The following is a 19720-nucleotide window of genomic DNA, read 5'->3' on the forward strand; positions in this document are numbered from 1 at the left end:
GGGGATTGTTAAGCGGTTGAAAGCGCAGAGAAATATTTCAGATTTACGCTTGACACATCTTCGTTACCGGCGAATAATGCGCGCCACTTGGCTACATAGCTCAGTTGGTTAGAGCATAGCATTCATAATGCTGGGGTCCGGGGTTCAAGTCCCTGTGTAGCCACCAAGTACTAAAAACGGCCTATCGAAAGATAGGCCGTTTTTTTATGCCTCGGGAAAAAGCAACTGACATACCAGCTCCTTCAGGGGTTTCCCCTCTTGTGCCGAGCCCATGGTGGATTTGCACCACACGCCTCGCATCGCTACAGTCGATCTCCATACCCCGAGCCCACGGATGGAGCGACACGTGCTTACAGATCTGAAACCGAACCTTCATCGCCTGTCAGCCGTTTCGCTGCTGGCTGTCGCTCTAACACTCGCGGCCTGTAAGGCGCCACCCTCCTCCACAGCGACACCGGCACTGCCCGCCCCACCGGAGGTCGTCTCCGGCTTCCGTACCGATCTGCAGACCCGCTACGCCGACAAGCACATGGCCGCTGCGGCCAATCCTTTGGCGGCCGAGGCCGGGCGGGAGATGTTGCGGCGCGGCGGCTCGGCCATCGACGCGGCGATTGCGATGCAGGCCGTGCTGACCCTGGTGGAGCCACAATCCTCGGGCATCGGTGGCGGTGCGTTCATTGTGCTGTGGGATGGCAAGGCTGTGCGTACCTATGACGGGCGCGAAACGGCACCGGCTGGCGCCACCGAAAGACTTTTCCTGCAAGCTGACGGCAAACCCATGCCGTTTACCGCCGCCCAGATCGGTGGTCGCTCCGTGGGTACACCGGGGGTGTTGCGCGGGCTGGAATTGGCCCATCGCAAACATGGCCGTCTCAAATGGGCGACGCTGTTCGAGCCAGCCATCACGCTGGCGGAACAAGGCTTTGCGATTTCCCCCCGCCTGCACACGTTGATCGCTACCGATCCGTCCTTGCCGGGCTCGCCAGACATGGCCGCCTACTTTCTCAACGCCGATGGCAGCCCGAAGGCAGTTGGCACGGTGCTGAAGAATCCAGCCTTGGCCGGCGTGCTCAAGCGCATCGCCAGCGAAGGCCCCGATGCGCTGTACAAAGGCCCGATCGCCGAGGAGATCGTCGCCAAGGTACAAAACCACGCCAACCCCGGCAGTCTTTCGCTCAATGACCTCCAAGGCTACACCGCACGAGAGCGGCCAGCGTTGTGCACCGACTACAAGCGCTGGCAAGTCTGCGGCATGCCACCACCGTCTTCGGGCGGGGTTGCCGTGGCGCAGATCCTCGGGACGTTGCAGGCCCTGGAACAGCGCGATAGCCATGCGGCCCTCGCGCCTTTGAAACCCGTCAAGACCGCCAACCCCGCCGGCATTGAACCCACCCCCGAAGCGGTGCACCTGATCGCCGAAGCCGAGCGCCTGGCCTATGCTGACCGCGCCCAATACATTGCCGACCCCAATTTTGTCGCCGTGCCGCTCAAAGGCTTGGTCGATGCTGGCTACCTGGCCAGCCGCGCCAGCCTGATCGGCCCTCGTAGCATGGGCGTCGCCAAGCCCGGCACACCACCGGGCATCCAGGTGGCCTACGCCCCGGACCGTTCACCCCTGCGTATTTCCACCTCGCAAGTGGTGGCCGTGGATGACCAGGGTGGCGCCGTGTCCATGACCACGACCGTGGAATCGGCGTTCGGCTCACACTTGATGGTCCAGGGCTTCATGCTCAACAACCAGATGACCGATTTCTCGTTCATTTCCGAAGAGAATGGACAAAAAGTCGCCAACCGCGTCGAGCCCGGCAAACGCCCGCGCTCGTCCATGGCACCGACGCTGATCTTTGATCGCCGGGGGGAATTGGTGGCTGCTGTCGGCTCCCCCGGCGGCTCTCAGATCATCGAATACGTCGCCAAGTCCATGATTGGCCTGTTGGATTGGGACCTCGATCCGCAAACCGCCATCAACCTTCCCAACTTCGGCAGCCGCAACGGCCCTACCGAACTGGAGCGGGGCCAATTCAGCCCGGCACTGATCCAGGCGCTGAAAGACAAAGGCCATGAGGTGAGCGAGATCGATATGAACAGCGGCACCCAGGCGATTGTCCGGGTGCGTGATGCGCAAGGGAAAACCTCGTTGGCCGGCGGTGCGGATCCAAGGCGTGAGGGTCAAGCACTGGGCGACTGATCGCCCTCGCCCTGGGGCTGATAGACCAGCAGATCCGCAGGCTGACATTGCAGATAACTGCAAATGGCTTCGAGGGTCGCCAGGCGTATGCCCTTGACCTTTCCTTGCTTCAACAAGGAAAGGTTGGCTTCAGTAATGCCAATTGCTGCAGCAAGGTCCTTGGATTTGACCTTGCGCATGGCCAGCATCACATCGAGTTGAATAACGATGGGCATGGGAATCTCAAACGAATGTTCTGTTTTCTGAATCGACTTCACTGGCCTGGGACAGTATCCGGGCAATGATCGCAATACAGGCGGCCAGAAATAAAGCGACGAAAGACGGCGCGGTAATACTGAAGGTCAGCAATCGCTGGCCGACCGGCGCATTGATCGTCACCAGCAAGCTGAGGAACGGCTCGCAGATGAAGTCCAGCAGCACCCACAACGCCACCGCGCGCCCCGCATTTCCCAGGTAAATCGCTGCCGCGGTGGAAAAGTATTGCCCTTGGGCGTAGTGCTTGAAGAGCCTGCGCAAGTTGGTGAGCCCGACCGCCAGGGCCAGCAAGGGAATGCTCGTCAACAGTATCCCACCCAGGCACTGCCACCCCGTCAATTGCATCGCCTCTTCAGGCAAGCTCGACAGCTGCCGCTCGGTCAGGGCAAACCCCAGGCCGTATCGAGAGGCCGCTTCAGGATACAGCCAGGCCACGGCGTTGACGACCATCATCGCGACCATGAGAACAAGGGTGACGGCGGCCATTCGCTGGCTGTACAGAGCAAGACGATTCGAATGCATGTGAGGCTCCAATAGAATATGGGAGCCCAAAACATAGCCGTTAAATTATCGCAAAACAATAATTAATATGTAAAAAACAATAAAATACTTAAGTGGACAACTGATTGGCAAACTGGCTCACGGCATCGACCACCTTCTTCGCCCCGTCCTGGATCTCGACGATCACCGTCCCCGCCTCGGCGGCCAGGGCCAGGCCATGTTCGGCCTGGTGCTGGCCGTCGGTCATCAGCGCCACGGCGTTGCGGGCCATGTCCTGGTTCTGGCGGACCACGCCGACGATTTCATCGGTCGCCTGGCTGGTGCGCGAAGCCAGTTGGCGCACCTCATCGGCCACCACCGCAAAGCCCCGCCCTTGCTCGCCGGCCCGGGCCGCTTCGATGGCGGCGTTGAGCGCCAGCAGGTTAGTCTGCTCGGCGATGCCACTGATGGTCTTGACGATGGTGCCGATCACCAGGGATTGCTCGTTCAACGCCTCGATGCCTTCGCCAGCAGTTTGCATGTGCCGGGCCAGGTCGCGCATCACATCCACGGCCTGGGTCACCACAGTCGTGCCGCGCTGGGCGCTGTTGTCGGTCTGCAACGAGGTGCTATAGGCAATGTTGGCCGCTTCGGCGACGGCTTTTTCCTGATTGACCTGGTCCGTGATGTTGGTGGCGAACTTGACCACTTTGTACAGTCGCTCGTTGGCATCGAGCACCGGGTTGTAGGAGGCTTCCAGCCAGACCTCGCGGCCGTTGCTGTCGATGCGCTTGAAGCGCCCGGCCACGAACTCGCCACTGTTCAGCCGCTTCCAGAATTGTTGGTAGTCCGCGCTGTTGTACTCCTCGGGCTCACAAAACATGCGGTGATGCTTGCCCTTGATCTGCGCGAGGTTATAGCCCATAGCATTGAGGAAGCGATCGTTGGCCGTCAGTACGTGGCCGCCCAGATCGAACTCGATCACCGCCGTTGAACGCACCAACGCACCGATGAGGTTTTCATGCTCACGGGAAGCCTCGATGGTGCGGGTCAGGTCACTGGCATACATCGAAAAAAAGCGGATCCGCCCGTCGGCATTCCGTACAGGCTGGAGGATCGAACGCAGCCAGGCCTCCTGGCCATTGCCCCGCAGCAAGCGCACGGCACCGGAGAAGTGCTCGCCACGGGTCAGCGCCGACTTGAAGCGAATCTGGAATTCATTGGATTTCAAATACGCGGGAACCAACTCATCCACAGGCCGGCCGATCAGGTCCTGGCTCTTGTAGTGCATCTCGTCGAGGAAATTCTGATTGACCGATTGAATCCTTCCATCGGCATCCAGGGTGAGACCAAGCATTTCACGGTCCAGGCTTTCCTTGACTTGCACAAGGCTGGACAGTTCTTGGCGAAGAGCCAGTAGCTCCTGCTTCAGGCGGTTGTTGAACATGGGCAGCTCCAGGAACAGCAGAACAATTAATTGGCTGTTCCCTTGCCATCGGCCCGGCATTTTTTTTCTAAAGAGCGCGAAAATATTCCCGGGTGACCTCGAACCCGATAAACCGCCCATGGTCACTGGATTGTTCTACTGTTGCCCCTGACCTTTGAAGCCTTGCCGCCATCAATAACCCATAACCATAAAAACGAGGTAATTGTCCGTGACCACTGACATCGAAGACAGCCGTTCCGCCCGCTTCGCCTTGCGCTGCTCCAGTTTCGCCGAGCGCTGGTTCCCCGACTCCTGGGTCTTCGCCGCACTGGCGGTGCTGGTGGTCGCCGTGGCGACGCAATTCATCGGCGCCACGCCCACGGCAGCGGCCATGGCGTTCGGCGACGGCTTCTGGAGCCTGATCCCGTTCACCATGCAAATGGCCTTCGTGGTGATTGGCGGTTACGTGGTCGCCAGCTCGCCACCCGCCGTCAAGTTGATCGATCGCCTGGCGCGTATTCCGACTAACGGTCGCTCCGCGGTAGCGTGGGTAGCGCTGATCTCCATGGTCGCGTCGTTGCTCAACTGGGGCCTGTCATTGGTATTTGGCGGTTTGCTGGTGCGCGCCCTCGCCCGGCGCACCGACCTGAAGATGGATTATCGCGCCGCCGGTGCCGCCGCCTACCTGGGCCTGGGCGCGGTGTGGGCGCTGGGGTTGTCTTCGTCAGCGGCGCAATTGCAGGCCAACCCGGCCAGTCTGCCGCCTTCGATTCTGTCGATTACCGGCGTCATTCCGTTCACCCAGACGATTTTCCTCTGGCAATCGGGCGTGATGCTGCTGGCGCTGATCGTGATCTCGTTGATTGTCGCCTACGCCACCGCTCCCGGCCCCAACAGCGCCCGTGACGCCGCCGCTTGCGGGATCGACCCGAGTTTCAGCATGCCGGCGTTGCAGCCCCGTACCCGGCCGGGAGAATGGCTGGAGCACAGTCCGCTGCTGACCATCGCCCTGGTACTGCTGGCCGCCGGCTGGCTATTCCACGAGTTTTCGACCAAGCCCGCGATCAGTGCCATTTCCGGGCTCAACACCTATAACTTCCTGTTCATCATGCTGGGCGCCTTGCTGCACTGGCGGCCGCGCAGCTTCCTCGACGCCGTGGCCCGCGCGGTGCCGACCACCACGGGGGTGCTGATCCAGTTTCCATTGTACGGCTCGATCGCCGCGCTGTTGACCACGGTCAAGGGCAGCGATGCCCAGACCCTGGCCCACCATATCTCGACCTCTTTCGTCCAGATCGCCTCCCATGACACCTACGCCTTGCTGATGGGCGTCTATTCGGCGGTGCTGGGCTTTTTCATTCCTTCCGGCGGCGGCAAGTGGATTATCGAAGCGCCCTACGTCATGCAGGTGGCCAACGACCTGAACTATCACCTGGGCTGGGCCGTGCAGATCTACAACGCCGCCGAAGCGCTGCCCAACCTCATCAATCCGTTCTACATGTTGCCGTTGTTGGGGGTGTTGGGGCTGAAGGCGAGGGATTTGATCGGTTTTTCCTTCGTGCAGTTGCTGGTGCATACACCACTGGTACTGGCGCTGCTGTGGGCGCTGGGGACAACATTGAGTTATCTGCCGCCAGTGATGCCATAAAGCCATAAAAAAGGGCCGATATTTCCATCGGCCCACTTCTTCTTCGGCTCGGTCTGTTTCAGTATGGATACGCCCTGCTTTTGAGGGTCCCTCACGCTGAAAAGGATCTGAGCATGTTCAAACTTGCAGTACTTCCTCTTGCCGCCCTTACCCTGAGCGCCACCGCCCACGCCGCCGACGTTACCAAGATCGACGTACAGCTGGGCAGCACCGAGCGCGTCACCCGCCTCTTCGCCTACCCCAACAACTGCAACGTCATTTGTTTTCGCGACTGGACCCTGGAGCAGACCGTCGAGCATTACCTGACCCAAAGTGTGCAGCGCGACGGCTACGACACTGCCAAGGTCCAGGTCAACATCGACAACGATAAGGTCTATGCCAGCATCGACGGCGTGCCCAAGAGCTACGGCCAACCACTGAAGGCGCTGCTCGACGCCGGGGACCTGGCGTACAACGGGGCCTCGAAACTCAACAGCGACAAGAAATGGTCCTACAACTGGTACCTGTTCCTGCCGCTGGGCATGGCCCTGGAAAACCGCAAGAGTGTCGAGTTGCTGCACTTCCCGCCGGACTACTCCCTGACCCAGGCCCAGGATTACCTGGAGTCGGCGACCACTGATCGCTGGGCCACGCTGCTGACTGTCAACGGCATTGCCGTTGAACAGACGCCGGCCTACCAGACCATCATCGACATCGCGCCCATCGCAGCGCCGTCCAATGCTGGCAGCACATTGGAGGGGCTCTACAGCTACTTCAACGATTACCAGACCACCATGGTCACACAGGTCACCCAAACCGCCAGCGGCGCCGCATTGCCGATGGTGGCCTTCGGAGCGCCCGTTCGGAACTGGATCAAGACTCAGTACGGGCAGACTGTGGGCGTGCTCGGCCTGGCGACCATCACGCCGACCGCGGGGGTCAAGGTCCCGGTGCTGGGCTCCAACCATCCGAGCTATATCTGGTATGCCGCTGACAAGGAAAACTACGACGGTGACGAAGCCAAGGCCGATGCCGCCGGCTTGAAAGTCATGGGCCAGGACCTGAGCGCCGCCTGCTGGCAAGCCGGCATGGGCAGCAAGCCGGGCACCGACCCGAGCACCCTGCTGAACCAGTGCACGCAGACCTGGCAGGTCACGCAAAAGGAAAAGACCTGCGAGTTGTTCTACACCTCGGTGCGCAAGCTGAGCGAAGCAGATGCAGCGAAAAAATGCGAAACGCCGGCGATCAAGTCGCAACTTCCGCAACTTAAAGTGCCCATGCCGCTGCCTGCCGAGGCGGTGTAAACCTTGAGGCGCCTTCCCGCGTAAGCTTGCGCTGACACGGGAAAGCGCTTTTGGCTCCTGTCAGACTCGACAGTAGATACGGCCCTCGACTTGGGAGAAGCTATCAAAAGCTTTTCAACGACCGCCGGCAGGATCGCCAGCGCCAGCAAGTCGAGTGTCTATCACCGACAAGGACTGTCATGAGCCTGTTCATCCGCGATGACACCTGTTCCCAACGCCGGGACTGCATCTACCCGGAAAAACAACTCAGCACCCGCCTGGGCTATCCCTCTGTGCACGATTTTGAAGTGCACCAGACGAGCGACGGGCGCGGCCAGGGCATCATCGCCCGCAAGTCCTTCGCGCCCATGACGAGGATGTGCAGGGTGTCGGGGTTGCTGGTGAGCCGACGGCGCCTGCACACGTTGCAGATCCTGCCGGGCGTGCACATGTATGACCCACGCTTCGCCGGATTGCTGCTGCACTCCTGCAACCCGAATGTGTTCCTCGACATGAGCGAACTGTGGCTGTGGTCACTGGCCCGTATCGATGAAGGCGACTGCCTGACGATGGACTACGCCAGTACCGAACAGAAACTGTACCGACAGTTCGCCTGCCGGTGCGGTTCGTACAACTGTCATGGCTGGATTACCGGCTATGACGAACCGCCCAATGAGCAGGGAATGACCTTTCTACGGCACTGGCGTCGTCAGTGTCACCGCGACTGACGAGCCGGCGTCAGGGTGCGCCGACCGGACGCAACCGATACTGCGGCGGCAACTGTTCGAAGCCGCTGATCGTGGTGTCCAGGCTCTTCCAGCGTCCGTCCTTGATGCCGTAGATGCAGCCATGAATCGACAGTTTCTGCCCACGGTGCCAGGCGTTCTGCACGATGCTGGTATGGCCGACGTTGGCCACCTGCTGGATCACGTTGAGTTCGCACAGGCGGTCGACCCGTTCTTCTTCGGTCGGCAACTGGCCCAACGCGTCGCGATGCTCGTAATACAGGTCGCGAATCGAGCGCAGCCAGCCGTCGATCAAGCCCAGTTGGCGGTCCTGCATCGAGGCGCGCACGCCGCCACAGCCATAATGGCCGGTGACCAGGATGTGTTTGACCTTGAGCACGTCCACCGCGTACTGGATCACCGACAGGCAGTTGAGGTCGGTGTGCAGCACCACGTTGGCCACGTTGCGGTGCACGAACAGATCGCCCGGCAGCATGCCGACGATCTCGTTGGCCGGCACCCGCGCATCGGAACAGCCGATCCACAGATACTCCGGGGTTTGCTGACGAGCCAGCTTGGCGAAAAAGTCAGGATCCTCCTGCTTGATCGCATCGGCCCAGCGCGCGTTGTTATCAATCAGATCTTGTAATTCGTTCATGCTGTCTAGCCTCGATAGAGAGTGCGCAACTGTGACAGACGACCGCCGGTCGAGGTCACGTCGGCGATGCATTGGAATTCCTGGCTGCGCTGTCGGTCGACACCAGTAAGGCCCACAGTATGAGGAATTGCCATGAATGATTCACGACGCCCTTTCGATGCGACGCAACCGGAACCCATCGACGACAATGAAGATCGCATGGGTTCCATGCATGAGTTGGAGTTCGACGACGAGCAGCCCAGCGCGAAAATCGGCGACGAATTGCCGCAAGACGAACGCGAACAGCTGATGCCTCGTGAACGCGTGCGTGAAGCGGGCATGACGGGGGCTTCGACGGACGATCACCAACCGACCGACGACGACATGAGCCCCGAAACCCTCATCCGCGAAGACGGCGCGCGCGATGCCCACGAAGCGGGTGACGATGGTCAAGCCGACTGGGACCTGAGCGTAGTGGACGAAAACGACATTGGCGGGGGCGACGGGCTGGATGAGGCGGAAATGGCGGATATCGATCCGTTGGATGGCAAGCGTTGACCCGGCAATCGCCATCGCGAGCAAGCTCGCTCCCACAGGGGCCTGGTGGTGTACATCAAGTTTGTGATCAAACACAAACCCTTGTGAGAGCGAGCTGGCTTGCGATAGCGGTGGATCAGTTTGTATCGATGTCAAATGTACCGCCGTCTTCGCGAGCAAGCTCGCTCCCACATGGGGTCACGGCGCTTCAGTCCACCAAGGTGCAGGCCATGACCACCGCATCCTCGCGCCCACCCACCGCCGGGTAGTAATCCCGGCGTCGGCCCACTTCGTTGAAGCCATAGCGCTCATACAAGCGGAACGCCGTGCGGTTGCTGTCGCGCACTTCCAGGAAACATTCCCGGGCCTCGGCCTTGTAGGCAATCGACATCAGGTGTTCCAACAGGCGCAACCCCAGGCCACGGCCCTGGTTTTCCGGCTTGACGGTAATGTTGAGCAGGTGTGCCTCATCCAGGATGATCTGCACCACGCCATGGCCCACTTGCTGCTGGCCTTCGAACATCAGCCAGATCTGATATTTGCCCAGCCCGTCGAGAAATATCCCGCGGGTCCAGGGGTGGCTGTAGGCCGCGTATTCGATTTTCAGTACAGCGTCGAGGTCCGCCTCGGTCATCGGGCGGAACGATACAGCGTCACTCATTCGATTCTTTCCAGCGCGCCATCAGCCGGCGCATGGCTTGCCAGACATCAGCCTTGCGCTGTGGCGTTTCCATTAACAGTTCCAACCCGGGCAACGCCCAGGCCGAGCCCAGGCCTTCGACCTGCAGTTCGCGATTGAACGCTTCGGCATCCGCCTCGCCGGCAAACTTCACCGCTGGCAGGCCGATCAGCCACAGGCACACGCAGGGCTCGTCTTCGAGCCGCGCCGAAACGAAGCCCTGGACGAAATCCCGCGCCGCTTCCGGCCCCTGGTCCATGGTGCCGCGTGACAACAACGGCCAACGCACCGGCTCGCCGATGATTTGCGGGCTGTCCGGCAGACCGGCGGCACGCAGCATGTCCTTGAGCAGCAAGTAGGCCGGATCGCGGCTTTGGAACGGCTCGCCCGTGGGCAACTCCACCAACAGCAGGCAACGTCCGGCCCGCAGCAGTTGCAGGGCGAAACGCGGCGGGGCGACGTAGGCAGCCTTGGGCGGCGCCTCGACCACCTCCTCCACCGGCTTGGCATTGGTGCGGGTCGAGGCCAGGCTCGGGCGCGGCACTTCGATTTTTGGCCGCTCGGGGGCTGGCGCTGGCGGCTCGGCGACCGTCTTGGCCACAGGTGCCGTCATGGCCGGCGCGATGTACTCGGGCTCGGGCGCTTCCAACAGCTCGGGCCGCGACGGGGCGGCGAACGGCAATTCGGTACGCGGCAGCCAGTTGACCACCTGCATGGCGGTCAGATAGGCGCGGCGACGGGACTCGATAAGCAAGGGTCGGCCACTTGTGGATAACTGAAAGTGGAAGCGATTCTACCGCCCTTCGACGCGGATCGCTTCCCTGTTGGAGCAATTGTTGATCGATAGAGAACAACAGTCCGTCCAAGGGGTGAATCGCAACCGGCTCGATGCAGTACAATCGCCGCTTTTAATTGCCAACCCGACGGCCATTGCGATGATCGAACCCAAGCGCGTGTTGCGCGCCCTCGCTGAACACTGGGCATTGCTGGAACCTTTGTGCGAGCACTTCGACCAGGGCACCCTGAGCCTCAACGAATTGCGTTCACAGCTGGCCGCCCAACAACTGGACAGCACGCCCCAGGACATCACCAGCCTGCTGGACGTGTGGATCCGCCTGGACATCCTCGTACCGGTGGCGAAAAGCCCGAACCGTTTCGAGCTCAACGCCCAGATCCATGATTTTCTCGCCTACCTGCGCCGCGAACACCGCCTGGGCCTGTGCCTGGAAATCGAAGCCTACCTGCGCCACCTCGAGCGCCTGGCCGGTTACATCCAGGACGCCTTCGACATTCGCGACGGCAACGACCTGGCCCGCCAGTTGCGCCTGCTGGACATGCGCGTGCGCGACGTCCTCAAGAAACTCGCCAACGACGAACAGGCCCTGGTGGCCGTGGCCGAACGGGCCAAGACCAGCGACCGGCAGATCCCGCTGCGTCAACGCTATGCCGAAGTGTTGGCGACCTGGGACGAATACGTCGAGCCGATGATCCAATTGGTGAACGCCGACGGCGCCTTCGAGCAAGGCGTGCGCAAGGTCGAGAACGTGCTGTTGCGCATGCTCACCGAACAGCAGCGCCTCGGCCACCTGGTGGACGACGACATGCTGCTGCGTACCCACGCGCGCATCCTCGAGATGCAGACCAGCGCCCAGTTGACCTTGCGCCATGCCCGGGAACTGCTCCTGCCGCTGCGCGAGGAGGCTCGCCGCCACAACGCCGTGACCCGTGGCGCCGCACTGGCCCTGGCCGCCATTCGACGCAAAGGCATCGACGCCGTGCCGCAAGCCGCCATGCCGCTGTTCACCCGGCCGCAAAGCACCTTCCTGGGCAGTGCCAGCCAGGTCGAAGCCTATGTCTATGCCCTGGCCCGTTTCGAGCCGAAACCGGCGCGTTTCCCCAAGTCTCACAAGACCCACAAGGGTGGCGAAGCACCGCGCGCGCCACGCACCGTGCGCGAAATGGTCGAGCGTTGCGAAGACGCCCTGCCGATGCCGGACCTGATGACCTGGCTGCTGGAACAGGAACCGGACGGCGCCACCGACGAATTGCTGTACTGGTTCTCGCGCCTGTCGCGGGAAAAACGCTTCAAGCGCGAGCGCCTGGAGCGCCGCGACTACCACACTCACGAGCATCAGGTCAGCCTGCGCTCCTTCGCCCTGCTCTCGGCCGGCGACACCGCCGCCGAGGATTCTGCGAGCATCCCCCATGCATCTTGATCTATCCGAACTGTCCCAGCTGGCGCCGATCTTCCGCGAGCTGTTCAAGGGTTACCACGTCAGCCGCCGCGACCCGGAGCTGTACGCGCAACTGTCGAACTTCCAGGACCAGTACCGCACGCTGTTCAAGGCCCTGGGCTTCGAACTGGTGTGCGATACCCGGGGTTTCTACTACTTCGTGCCGGACCTGGCCGCCGCGGCGGTGAACAAGACCGCCCAGCGCCTGGCCCTGTTCACCTTCATCCTGGTCGAGCACCTGGCCGACCAGGGCCGCGACCCGATCGCCGTACTCGACGGCGGCAGCCTGGGCCGCGACGAGCTGCCTTCGCTGCTGGAAAAATACCGCGACCTGTTCATCCAGGCCGAAGTACAGACCCAGGAAGAGCTGGAAGAAAAAATCATGCGCCGCATGACCCAACTGGGTTTTGCCAGCGAAGAAAACGGCGTGTACCGCTTCCTGCCGCCGATGCACCGCTTCCTCGACGTCTGCCTGTCGGTCCAGCAGGACCGCGACCTGGCCGCCAGCCTGCACAGCGTGCTGCCGTTGCCGGTACCGGTATTGATCGACGAAGACAGCGACGAAAAACTGCTGCAGACCGATGATCCGCTGGACCTCAGCGAATTCGAAGGTGAAAGCGAAGAAGACGCCCTGGCCCGCGCCATTGCCGAAGAACAGGAGACCGACGCATGAGCAAGGAACGCTACGGCATCCGCCGCTTTGCCCTTTTGAACACCGCCGGCTACAGCCTTGGCTTGTTCCCACTGGAAGAACCGCTGTCGGTGTACGGCGCGAACAACCTGGGTAAATCCGCCTCGATCAACGCCTTGCAGTTCCCGATCCTGGCGCGCATGTCGGACATGAGCTTCGGCAAGTACAGCCTGGAGCAATCCCGGCGTTTCTACTTTGCCTCGGACACCAGCTACATCCTGGTGGAAGTCGCTCTGCCCCACGGCCCGCACGTCATCGGTGTGGTCGGCCGCGGCCCCGGCGGCGGTTTCGGTCACCAGTTCTTTGCCTACGCCGGCAAGCTGGACCTGGCCCACTATCAGAAAAATGACACGTGCCTGCGGCAGAAAGAGCTGTTCACCAACCTGGAACGCGAAGGCCTCAAGGCCTACGAGCTCAAGCCGGATGAACTGCGGCGCCTGCTGGTGGGTGGGCACACCTCAATCCCATTGGACCTGACGCTGATCCCGCTGCGCTCCACCAGCGAGCAAAGCCTCAAGACCTTCCGCGCGCTGTTCATCAACCTGCTGCACATGCGCGAAATCACTGCGGCCAAGCTCAAGCAACTGTTCCTCGACGCGTTCGAACACAGCCTGCGCTCCGGTAGCGTGGACTACATTGCCGCGTGCGAAGAAGCCTTCCGCGACGTACGTCGCATGGAACAGGACTACAACTCCCTCGTGGCCGCCGGCCCGCTGGTTGAAGCCCTGGCCAATGGCGTGAAGCAGCGCGATATCCTGCGCGGCAAATTGCATCGCCTTTCGCCACTGCTCGACTCGTTGCTGGGCACCTGGTCGGACTACGCCGGCGCTCGCAAGGAAGAGCTGACCATCCAGGCCGAGCACTACCGCAACGAACAGGATGCCTTGCAGAACGACCAGCGCGGCAGCACTCAGGAACTGATGCGCCTGGAACGGGAAATCAGCGGCATCCAGCGCTGGCTCGGCGAACTGGCGGTGCTCAAGAACCGCTTCGCCCTGGTGGACGACGTCAAGGTCCTGGAGCAACAATTGCTCGCCGCCAAGGACGCCCATGACGAACTGGCCGGCGCCCTGGCCCAGTCCCGGCAATTCAGCGCCGAAGACCTGGAAGAGCGCCTGCGGGACCTGGAAAAACGCCTGAAGTCGGTCAAGCAGCAGCTCGATCACGCCGACAACAACAGCTATGCCCGCCTGCGGGAAGAATTCTCGCAGCAGGATGTCGAACGCCTGATGCGCTTGTTCAACAGCGCCCTGTTCAGCCTGCCTCTGGGCGAACACGGCATCGCGCTGGACGAGAACGGCGAGTGGGTCAAATCCATGGAGCTGATCCTCGACGGCTTCAAGGGTGAGCGCTTCGAAGTGCCGGGACTGTCCATCGACCTGTCCCACATCGAGCCGCCCGCCCTGCAAGCCCTGGCCGACCGTGCCGCGCTGCGGGACCAGAAAGAGCGTCTGGAAAAAGAACTCAAGCAGCTCAAGACCCAACAAGCCGTGGCCGCCGACCGCGCCGCGAGCAAGACCCAGACCGAGGCGCTGTACCAGCAGGTCCTCGATGCGCAAAAAGCCCTGGAAGACTTCCGTCGCAGCCAGACCCTGAGCGCCGAGGAAGGCGAGAAGCTCGAGCAACTGGCGCAGATGGAAGCCGCCCAGGACGAACTCAAGCGCTCCAGCGATGCCTTCACCGAACGCGTCCAGCAATTGTCCGCCAAGTTGCAACTGGTGGGCCGGCAGATCGCCGACATGGAAGCCAAGCAACGCACCCTCGACGACGCCCTGCGCCGTCGTCAATTGCTCCCGGCGGACCTGCCGTTCGGCACGCCGTTCATGGACCCGGTCGACGACTCCATGGACAACCTGCTGCCGCTGCTCAACGACTACCAGGACAGCTGGCAAGGGCTGCTGCGCGTCGATGGCCAGATCGAAGCGTTGTATGCCCAGGTGCGCCTCAAGGGCGTGGCCAAGTTCGACAGCGAAGATGACATGGAGCGGCGCCTGCAACTGCTGATCAACGCCTATGCCCACCGCACCGACGAAGCACTGACCCTGGGCAAGGCACGCCGTGCCGCCGTGACCGACATCGCCCGGACCCTGCGCAACATCCGCAGCGACTACGACAGCCTCGAGCACCAACTGGCGCTGTTCAACCGCGAGATCAACAAGCGTCAGGTGTCCAACCTGCAGAGCTTCCGCATCGTCCTGGCACCGAACAAGGAAGCGCTCAAGCATATCGACCAGATCATCCACAGCGCTGGCCAGTACGAGGAAGGCGAGACGCTGTCGGTGTTCGATCTCAGCCAGAGCGCCGAGCAGGACAACAAGAACGAAGAAGCCAAGGAATACCTGGCGCGGCTGGTGGCGGCGAATCACAACCAGCTCGGTCTCAAGGACCTGTTCGAACTGGCGTTCGAGATCACCAAGGTCAATGGTCAGCCCGTGATCCACACCGACATCGACGGCGCGGCGTCCAACGGCACCACCATGACCATCAAGGCGCTGACCAACATGTACTTGTTGCTGCACCTGATGGACCGCGAACAGGCCGGCCGCGTGCGCCTGCCTTACTACCTGGACGAAGCGGCGGACATCGACGAGAAAAACCAGGCGGCACTGCTGGAAACCAGCCTGCAACTGGGCTTCGTGCCGATCCTCGCCAGCGTGAAACCGCAAGTCTGCGCCAGTGTCGCCATCGACCTGGAAGGCGGCAGCGGCCCGAACGGCATCTACATCGACGAAGCGGACTGGAAATACATCCGTCGTCACGATGCGGTGAAGGCCACGGTGAATGTGCAGGCCGATGAGCCGGAGCTGGATCCGGTGTGAAGTGAATAGCCGGGCATGAAAAAGGCCGCGATCCAAATGGACCGCGGCCTTTTTTATTACGCTAGTTTTGAGTCTTCAGTGCAACGGAAGGCCTCATCGCGAGCGAGCTCGCTCCCACATTGGACTGTCTCTGGATGAACGATCCTGCATCCCTGTGGGAGCGAGCTTGCCCGCGATAGCGTCACAACTACTTGCCAAGACTGATCTTCGGCGCCCAGGTCAGCCATTCGTCTTCAAACTTATCGAACAACGGGAAGGTCTGCTCCGCTCGGGCCGGATTGCCCATTCGTTCACCGTCCGGCGTTGCGAACGCAATACCGCCCTGGATCAGCGTTTCAAGCGACTCGGTTCGCACTGTCGCGCCCTTGAACAGACCGAAGTCCAAACCGAAGCCACTGCTGTTCCAGAAGCGCGTGCCGCTGCGCACCAGTGGCGCATATTTGGGCTCGATCAGGATATGGATCAACACACGGTCCGCCGTCTGGCCCAACTCATAACCGGTGACCTTGCCCACGGTGATCTCGCGATAGGTGACCGGCACGCCGATCTTCAACGAACCACGGCGGGCCGCACTCAGCACCAGGCTCAGCCCCGCTTCGGGTACAGCGCTTTCCGGTGGGTTGGCCAAGGCCACGAAGCTTTTTTGTGGCCCGAGGTTTTTCGCCGAAGGCTGCACTTCAATGTATTGGCCTGTGACCAGCGTCTCCAGGTTGGAGGTCTTCATCAACCCCAACTCAGGCTTGACCACCCAGAACTGAGACCCGACCCGGGCGATACGCTCCGGCACTTCGGTGATACGCGCAGTGAGCAACACGGATTGCATGTCGGCGCTGAGATCGACCTCTTCGATCTTGCCCACATCCAGCCCTTTGAAACGGACCGGCGTACCGCTGCGCAAACCATCGGCGCGGTCGACCTTGATCGTCACGACCGTGCCCCTCTGCTGTGCGGCTTCACGATCTGCATGCAAACGAAAACGTGGGATGCGCCTTTTCAACGGCACGTTCGGTTCCGGTGTTTCGAAGGCGATCCCGCCGGCCATCAGGCTTTGCAGGGACTCGCTCTTGACCTGTATCCCGCCGGTCAAGCCGCCCGTGAGGGTAACGCCGCTGGCGTTCCAGAATCGCGTCGAACCGTTGACCAGGCCTTCATATTCCTTCTCGATATGCACGCCGATGATCAGTTGTTTTTTCTTGCGGGAAAACTGGTAGCTCTGTACCGATCCGACCTTGACCTGCTTGTAGAGAATCGGGCTACCGACCTCCAGCGATCCGAGGTTCTCCGTCAACAGGACCAAATGCAGTCCCGGTGAACGCAGGTCCAACGGCGGCGCCTTCGCCCTGGCTTCGAACTCGCGTTGCGGCGCGCCACCTTTATCGCCTGGACGTACGGCAATGTAGTTGCCCTTGACCAGCGCCTCCAGGCCAGTGATGCCCGCCAGGGAAATCGATGGCTTGACGACCCAAAACTGAGCGCCGGCCACCAGATAATCTTCGGCCAACGGATCGAGGGTCAACTCCGCGCTGGCGCTGGACAGGTCAGGATCGACTTTCAAAGTCTTCAGGCTGCCGACCTGGATACCCTTGTACATCACCGGCGTACGGCCAGCCTGCAATCCTTCGAAGTCGCTGAGCTTGACCTTGACGCGAATCCCCGCGGCAGCGGCATCGAAATCTTCGTACAGACGAAACGGCAGGCTTGGGTCTGTCGGTGGGCTGTCCTTACGGTTTTCCGGCGTGGCAAACGCGATACCTCCCGCCACGATGCTGGCCAGGGACTCGCTGCGCACTTTGACGCCCGAGAGGTTGGCATCGATGCTGATGCCACTGGCGTTCCAGAAACGTGTGTGTTTACGCACCAGGCTGGCATAGGTCGGCTCGATGAAGACTTTGATTTCCACAGTGCGCTGGTCTTCGGAGAGCAGGTAGCTTTTCACCTGACCGACCTGGATCTGCTTGTAAAACACCGGACTGCCACGGTTCAGCGACCCCAACCGGTCAGCCTTGATGGTCAGGTGCAAACCCGGCTTGGCGTCCGACAGCGGCGGCTCTTCGGCCAGGGCCTTGAACTTGCGCGTCGACTCGCCTTCACCCGGACTGATCGCCACGTAGTTACCCGAAACCAGGGTTTCCAGGCCTGTGATCCCGGCCAGACTCACGCTCGGCTTGACCAGCCAGAAACGTGTGCCGGTCTTGAGGTACTGCTCGACGTCCTTGTTCATCTCGACGGTCGCGACCACACCCTTGGAACTGCCTTCGTCGTCGAGTGTAAGCGCCGTCACTTTACCGACTGTCATCCCTTTGTAGACGACTTCGGTTTTGTTGACCTGGATGCCTTCGCCACTCTCAAAACGCACAGTGATCTCGATTCCGGTCTCGTTATAAGCCCGCCAGCCGAGCCAGCCGCCGATGATCAATGCGATCAGCGGCAAGACCCAGATGGCTGACCAGTTCGAAGCCGGTCGGGTTTTAGCGGTAGGCAAATCAGTCATGGTCGTTATCCGACTCCGTGTTATCCCAAATCAGTCGGGGATCGAAGGTTACTGCGGCAATCATTGTCAAAATCACTACGCTGGCGAAAGCAATCGCGCCGAGACCGGCTTCGACACTGGCGAGCCGTCCAAAATTCACCACCGCCACCAGAATGGCGATCACGAAGATATCCAGCATCGACCAACGACCAATGAACTCGATGAAACGGTACATAAGAATGCGTTGCCGTGCCGACATGGGCTGGTGCCGCTGCACGGAAAACAATAACAAAGCGATGCCCACCAGCTTGAAGGTCGGCACAAGGATGCTGGCGATGAACACCACGGCGGCGATAGGAATCATGCCGTGGTGAACCAACTCGATGACGCCGGCCATGATGGTGCTCGGGGCGCCCTGGCCCAGTGAGTTGATAGTCATGATCGGCAGCATATTGGCCGGGATATAAAGAATCGCGGCCGTGATCAACAATGCCCAGGTTCGCATCAAGCTGTTCGGGCGACGGGGATGGATCAGCGCGCCGCAGCGAGTACAGGTTTGTTTATCGGCTTCAGCGTCCTGCCGATTCAATTCATGGCATTCCGTACAAACCAGAATGCCGGCATCAATCGCCCGCATGGGCATCTTCTCCTGATAACGCCTGCCAGATCTGATGCGGTGACATCACCACCTCCAGCCAGACCTGGACCAGCAACAAACTGATGAAACACACCAAGCCAAGGCCTACGGTGATGGCTGCCATGTCTGCCAACTTGACGATGGCCACCAGCACGCCCATGAGGTAAACCTCGAGCATTCCCCAGTCCCGTAGATGGTGATAAATGCGGTACAGCAACAAACCGTAGCTACGGCCAACGTCCAGGCGAATGGTCAGCAGCACAGCCAACTGACAAAGCAACTTGAGTAACGGGATGCCCATGCTGCACAGGAACACGACTACCGAGACGCCTTGCATGCCGGTATCAAACAGACCCACTACCCCACTCCAGACGGTGTCCTGGGAGGACTGCCCAAGCAGATTGAGTTGCATGATGGGTAAGAAGTTGGCCGGCACATATAACAGCAGGGCGGCGATCACCAACGCAAGACTGCGTTCGACGACATTGTGCCGGTGAGCATAAAGCTCATAACCGCAGCGGGGGCACTCGGCTTTTTCGCCATGGGCCAGTTGGGGCTTGCGCATCAACAAGTCGCACTCATGACACGCAACCAAATCGCCCAGAGGAAGATCTGGCAACCTATCAGTGTCTGACGGATCGGGCATAAACAGCTCAGGCTCAGCTAAGGTGGGGCTATTCTAGTGCTCCAGCTCGAAAATAACTGTGCAAATTTATTACGAGCGTTCGCAGACTTTTATGATGGGCAAAACAAAACCCCTACCTGCATCAGCAGATAGGGGTTTCGGAATTTAATCTTGACGATGACCTACTCTCACATGGGGAAACCCCACACTACCATCGGCGATGCATCGTTTCACTTCTGAGTTCGGGATGGGATCAGGTGGTTCCAATGCTCTATGGTCGTCAAGAAATTCGGTAGCCGGCGCGTGCCTTGCGGTCACGTTCCAGCGAATGGGTATGCGATAGTTTGTGCGTTGCGGTTGAGCGTCTCGAACTTTCGGTTCGTTTCGTCTTCACACACCGCAATTTG

The 19720-nt window shown here is 60.7% G+C and carries 18 protein-coding genes, 1 tRNA gene, 1 rRNA gene and 1 pseudogene; 9 read left to right on the top strand and 12 right to left on the bottom strand.

Features of this window, described 5'->3' with window-relative positions; all coding sequences use genetic code 11:
* Positions 1 to 89: 89 nt before the first annotated feature.
* Positions 90 to 166: transfer RNA gene (locus AB7M32_RS28520), tRNA-Met, on the top strand.
* Between the two features lie 168 nt (positions 167 to 334).
* Complete coding sequence (gene ggt, locus AB7M32_RS28525) at positions 335 to 2188, top strand: gamma-glutamyltransferase (RefSeq protein ID WP_454252073.1); 1854 nt, start codon at positions 335 to 337, stop codon at positions 2186 to 2188.
* Here ggt and AB7M32_RS28530 read toward each other — a convergent pair.
* From AB7M32_RS28530 to AB7M32_RS28545, 4 genes and pseudogenes are all read right to left on the bottom strand, one after another.
* Entirely contained in the window at positions 2170 to 2403 is a 234-nt protein-coding gene (locus AB7M32_RS28530) for a helix-turn-helix domain-containing protein (RefSeq protein ID WP_072412142.1), read from the bottom strand. The genes ggt and AB7M32_RS28530 overlap by 19 nt on opposite strands.
* Positions 2404 to 2410: 7 nt before the next feature.
* Positions 2411 to 2929 (bottom strand): DUF2975 domain-containing protein, encoded by a 519-nt coding sequence (locus AB7M32_RS28535; RefSeq protein WP_454252074.1) that lies wholly within the window; start codon positions 2927 to 2929, stop codon positions 2411 to 2413.
* A 124-nt stretch (positions 2930 to 3053) separates the two neighbouring features.
* On the bottom strand, positions 3054 to 3485 hold the full coding sequence (locus AB7M32_RS28540) for a methyl-accepting chemotaxis protein (protein ID WP_370873836.1): 432 nt from the start codon (positions 3483 to 3485) through the stop codon (positions 3054 to 3056).
* A 108-nt stretch (positions 3486 to 3593) separates the two neighbouring features.
* Positions 3594 to 4490, bottom strand: a pseudogene (locus tag AB7M32_RS28545) (PAS domain-containing protein); the annotation flags it as partial.
* A gap of 88 nt (positions 4491 to 4578) precedes the next feature.
* Between AB7M32_RS28545 and AB7M32_RS28550 the strand changes: the two are divergent.
* The 3 genes from AB7M32_RS28550 (at position 4579) to AB7M32_RS28560 (ending at position 7987) form a co-directional block, all read left to right on the top strand.
* A complete protein-coding gene (locus tag AB7M32_RS28550; RefSeq protein WP_454252075.1) occupies positions 4579 to 5997 on the top strand; it encodes a short-chain fatty acid transporter in 1419 nt (472 codons plus the stop codon).
* Between the two features lie 113 nt (positions 5998 to 6110).
* Positions 6111 to 7280 (top strand): hypothetical protein, encoded by a 1170-nt coding sequence (locus AB7M32_RS28555; RefSeq protein ID WP_454252076.1) that lies wholly within the window; start codon positions 6111 to 6113, stop codon positions 7278 to 7280.
* Between the two features lie 179 nt (positions 7281 to 7459).
* A complete protein-coding gene (locus AB7M32_RS28560; protein WP_454252077.1) occupies positions 7460 to 7987 on the top strand; it encodes a lysine methyltransferase in 528 nt (175 codons plus the stop codon).
* A gap of 10 nt (positions 7988 to 7997) precedes the next feature.
* Here AB7M32_RS28560 and can read toward each other — a convergent pair whose 3' ends face one another.
* A complete protein-coding gene (can, locus tag AB7M32_RS28565) occupies positions 7998 to 8642 on the bottom strand; it encodes a carbonate dehydratase (protein ID WP_060740615.1) in 645 nt (214 codons plus the stop codon).
* 5 nt (positions 8643 to 8647) lie between these two features.
* Positions 8648 to 8776: a hypothetical protein gene (locus tag AB7M32_RS28570; RefSeq protein WP_454252078.1), complete on the bottom strand. Its 129-nt coding sequence runs from the start codon at positions 8774 to 8776 to the stop codon at positions 8648 to 8650.
* Here AB7M32_RS28570 and AB7M32_RS28575 point away from each other — a divergent pair.
* A complete protein-coding gene (locus AB7M32_RS28575; RefSeq protein ID WP_072412150.1) occupies positions 8775 to 9179 on the top strand; it encodes a serine kinase/phosphatase in 405 nt (134 codons plus the stop codon). The genes AB7M32_RS28570 and AB7M32_RS28575 overlap by 2 nt on opposite strands.
* Before the next feature lie 187 nt (positions 9180 to 9366).
* Here AB7M32_RS28575 and rimI read toward each other — a convergent pair whose 3' ends face one another.
* Entirely contained in the window at positions 9367 to 9819 is a 453-nt protein-coding gene (gene rimI, locus AB7M32_RS28580; protein ID WP_047229376.1) for a ribosomal protein S18-alanine N-acetyltransferase, read from the bottom strand.
* Complete coding sequence (locus tag AB7M32_RS28585; RefSeq protein ID WP_454252079.1) at positions 9812 to 10591, bottom strand: energy transducer TonB; 780 nt, start codon at positions 10589 to 10591, stop codon at positions 9812 to 9814. The genes rimI and AB7M32_RS28585 overlap by 8 nt, the downstream gene beginning before the upstream one ends.
* Positions 10592 to 10772: 181 nt before the next feature.
* Here AB7M32_RS28585 and mksB point away from each other — a divergent pair, with 181 nt between their 5' ends.
* The 3 genes from mksB to mksF are packed head-to-tail and all read left to right on the top strand — an operon-like array spanning position 10773 to position 15581.
* Complete coding sequence (gene mksB / locus AB7M32_RS28590; protein ID WP_063325220.1) at positions 10773 to 12053, top strand: Mks condensin complex protein MksB; 1281 nt, start codon at positions 10773 to 10775, stop codon at positions 12051 to 12053.
* Positions 12043 to 12744, top strand: coding sequence for an Mks condensin complex protein MksE (gene mksE / locus AB7M32_RS28595; protein ID WP_003205590.1), 702 nt, complete (start codon positions 12043 to 12045; stop codon positions 12742 to 12744). Before mksB ends, mksE begins: the two co-directional genes overlap by 11 nt.
* Positions 12741 to 15581, top strand: a complete 2841-nt coding sequence (mksF, locus tag AB7M32_RS28600) for an Mks condensin complex protein MksF (protein WP_454252080.1) — start codon at positions 12741 to 12743, stop codon at positions 15579 to 15581. The genes mksE and mksF overlap by 4 nt, the downstream gene beginning before the upstream one ends.
* A 187-nt stretch (positions 15582 to 15768) precedes the next feature.
* Here mksF and AB7M32_RS28605 read toward each other — a convergent pair whose 3' ends face one another.
* The 4 genes from AB7M32_RS28605 to rrf all read right to left on the bottom strand — a co-directional run bounded on the left by AB7M32_RS28605 (position 15769) and on the right by rrf (position 19598).
* The gene (locus tag AB7M32_RS28605) at positions 15769 to 18072 is read right to left on the bottom strand and encodes a PqiB family protein (RefSeq protein ID WP_072412156.1); all 2304 of its coding nucleotides are present in this window, start codon (positions 18070 to 18072) and stop codon (positions 15769 to 15771) included.
* Entirely contained in the window at positions 18065 to 18688 is a 624-nt protein-coding gene (locus AB7M32_RS28610) for a paraquat-inducible protein A (protein WP_092329273.1), read from the bottom strand. The genes AB7M32_RS28605 and AB7M32_RS28610 overlap by 8 nt, the downstream gene beginning before the upstream one ends.
* On the bottom strand, positions 18675 to 19334 hold the full coding sequence (locus AB7M32_RS28615) for a paraquat-inducible protein A (protein ID WP_072412160.1): 660 nt from the start codon (positions 19332 to 19334) through the stop codon (positions 18675 to 18677). Before AB7M32_RS28615 ends, AB7M32_RS28610 begins: the two co-directional genes overlap by 14 nt.
* A 148-nt stretch (positions 19335 to 19482) precedes the next feature.
* A 5S ribosomal RNA gene (gene rrf / locus AB7M32_RS28620) occupies positions 19483 to 19598 on the bottom strand.
* Positions 19599 to 19720 lie beyond the last annotated feature (122 nt).

It is taken from the genome of Pseudomonas sp. R151218B TE3479, from assembly GCF_053629195.1.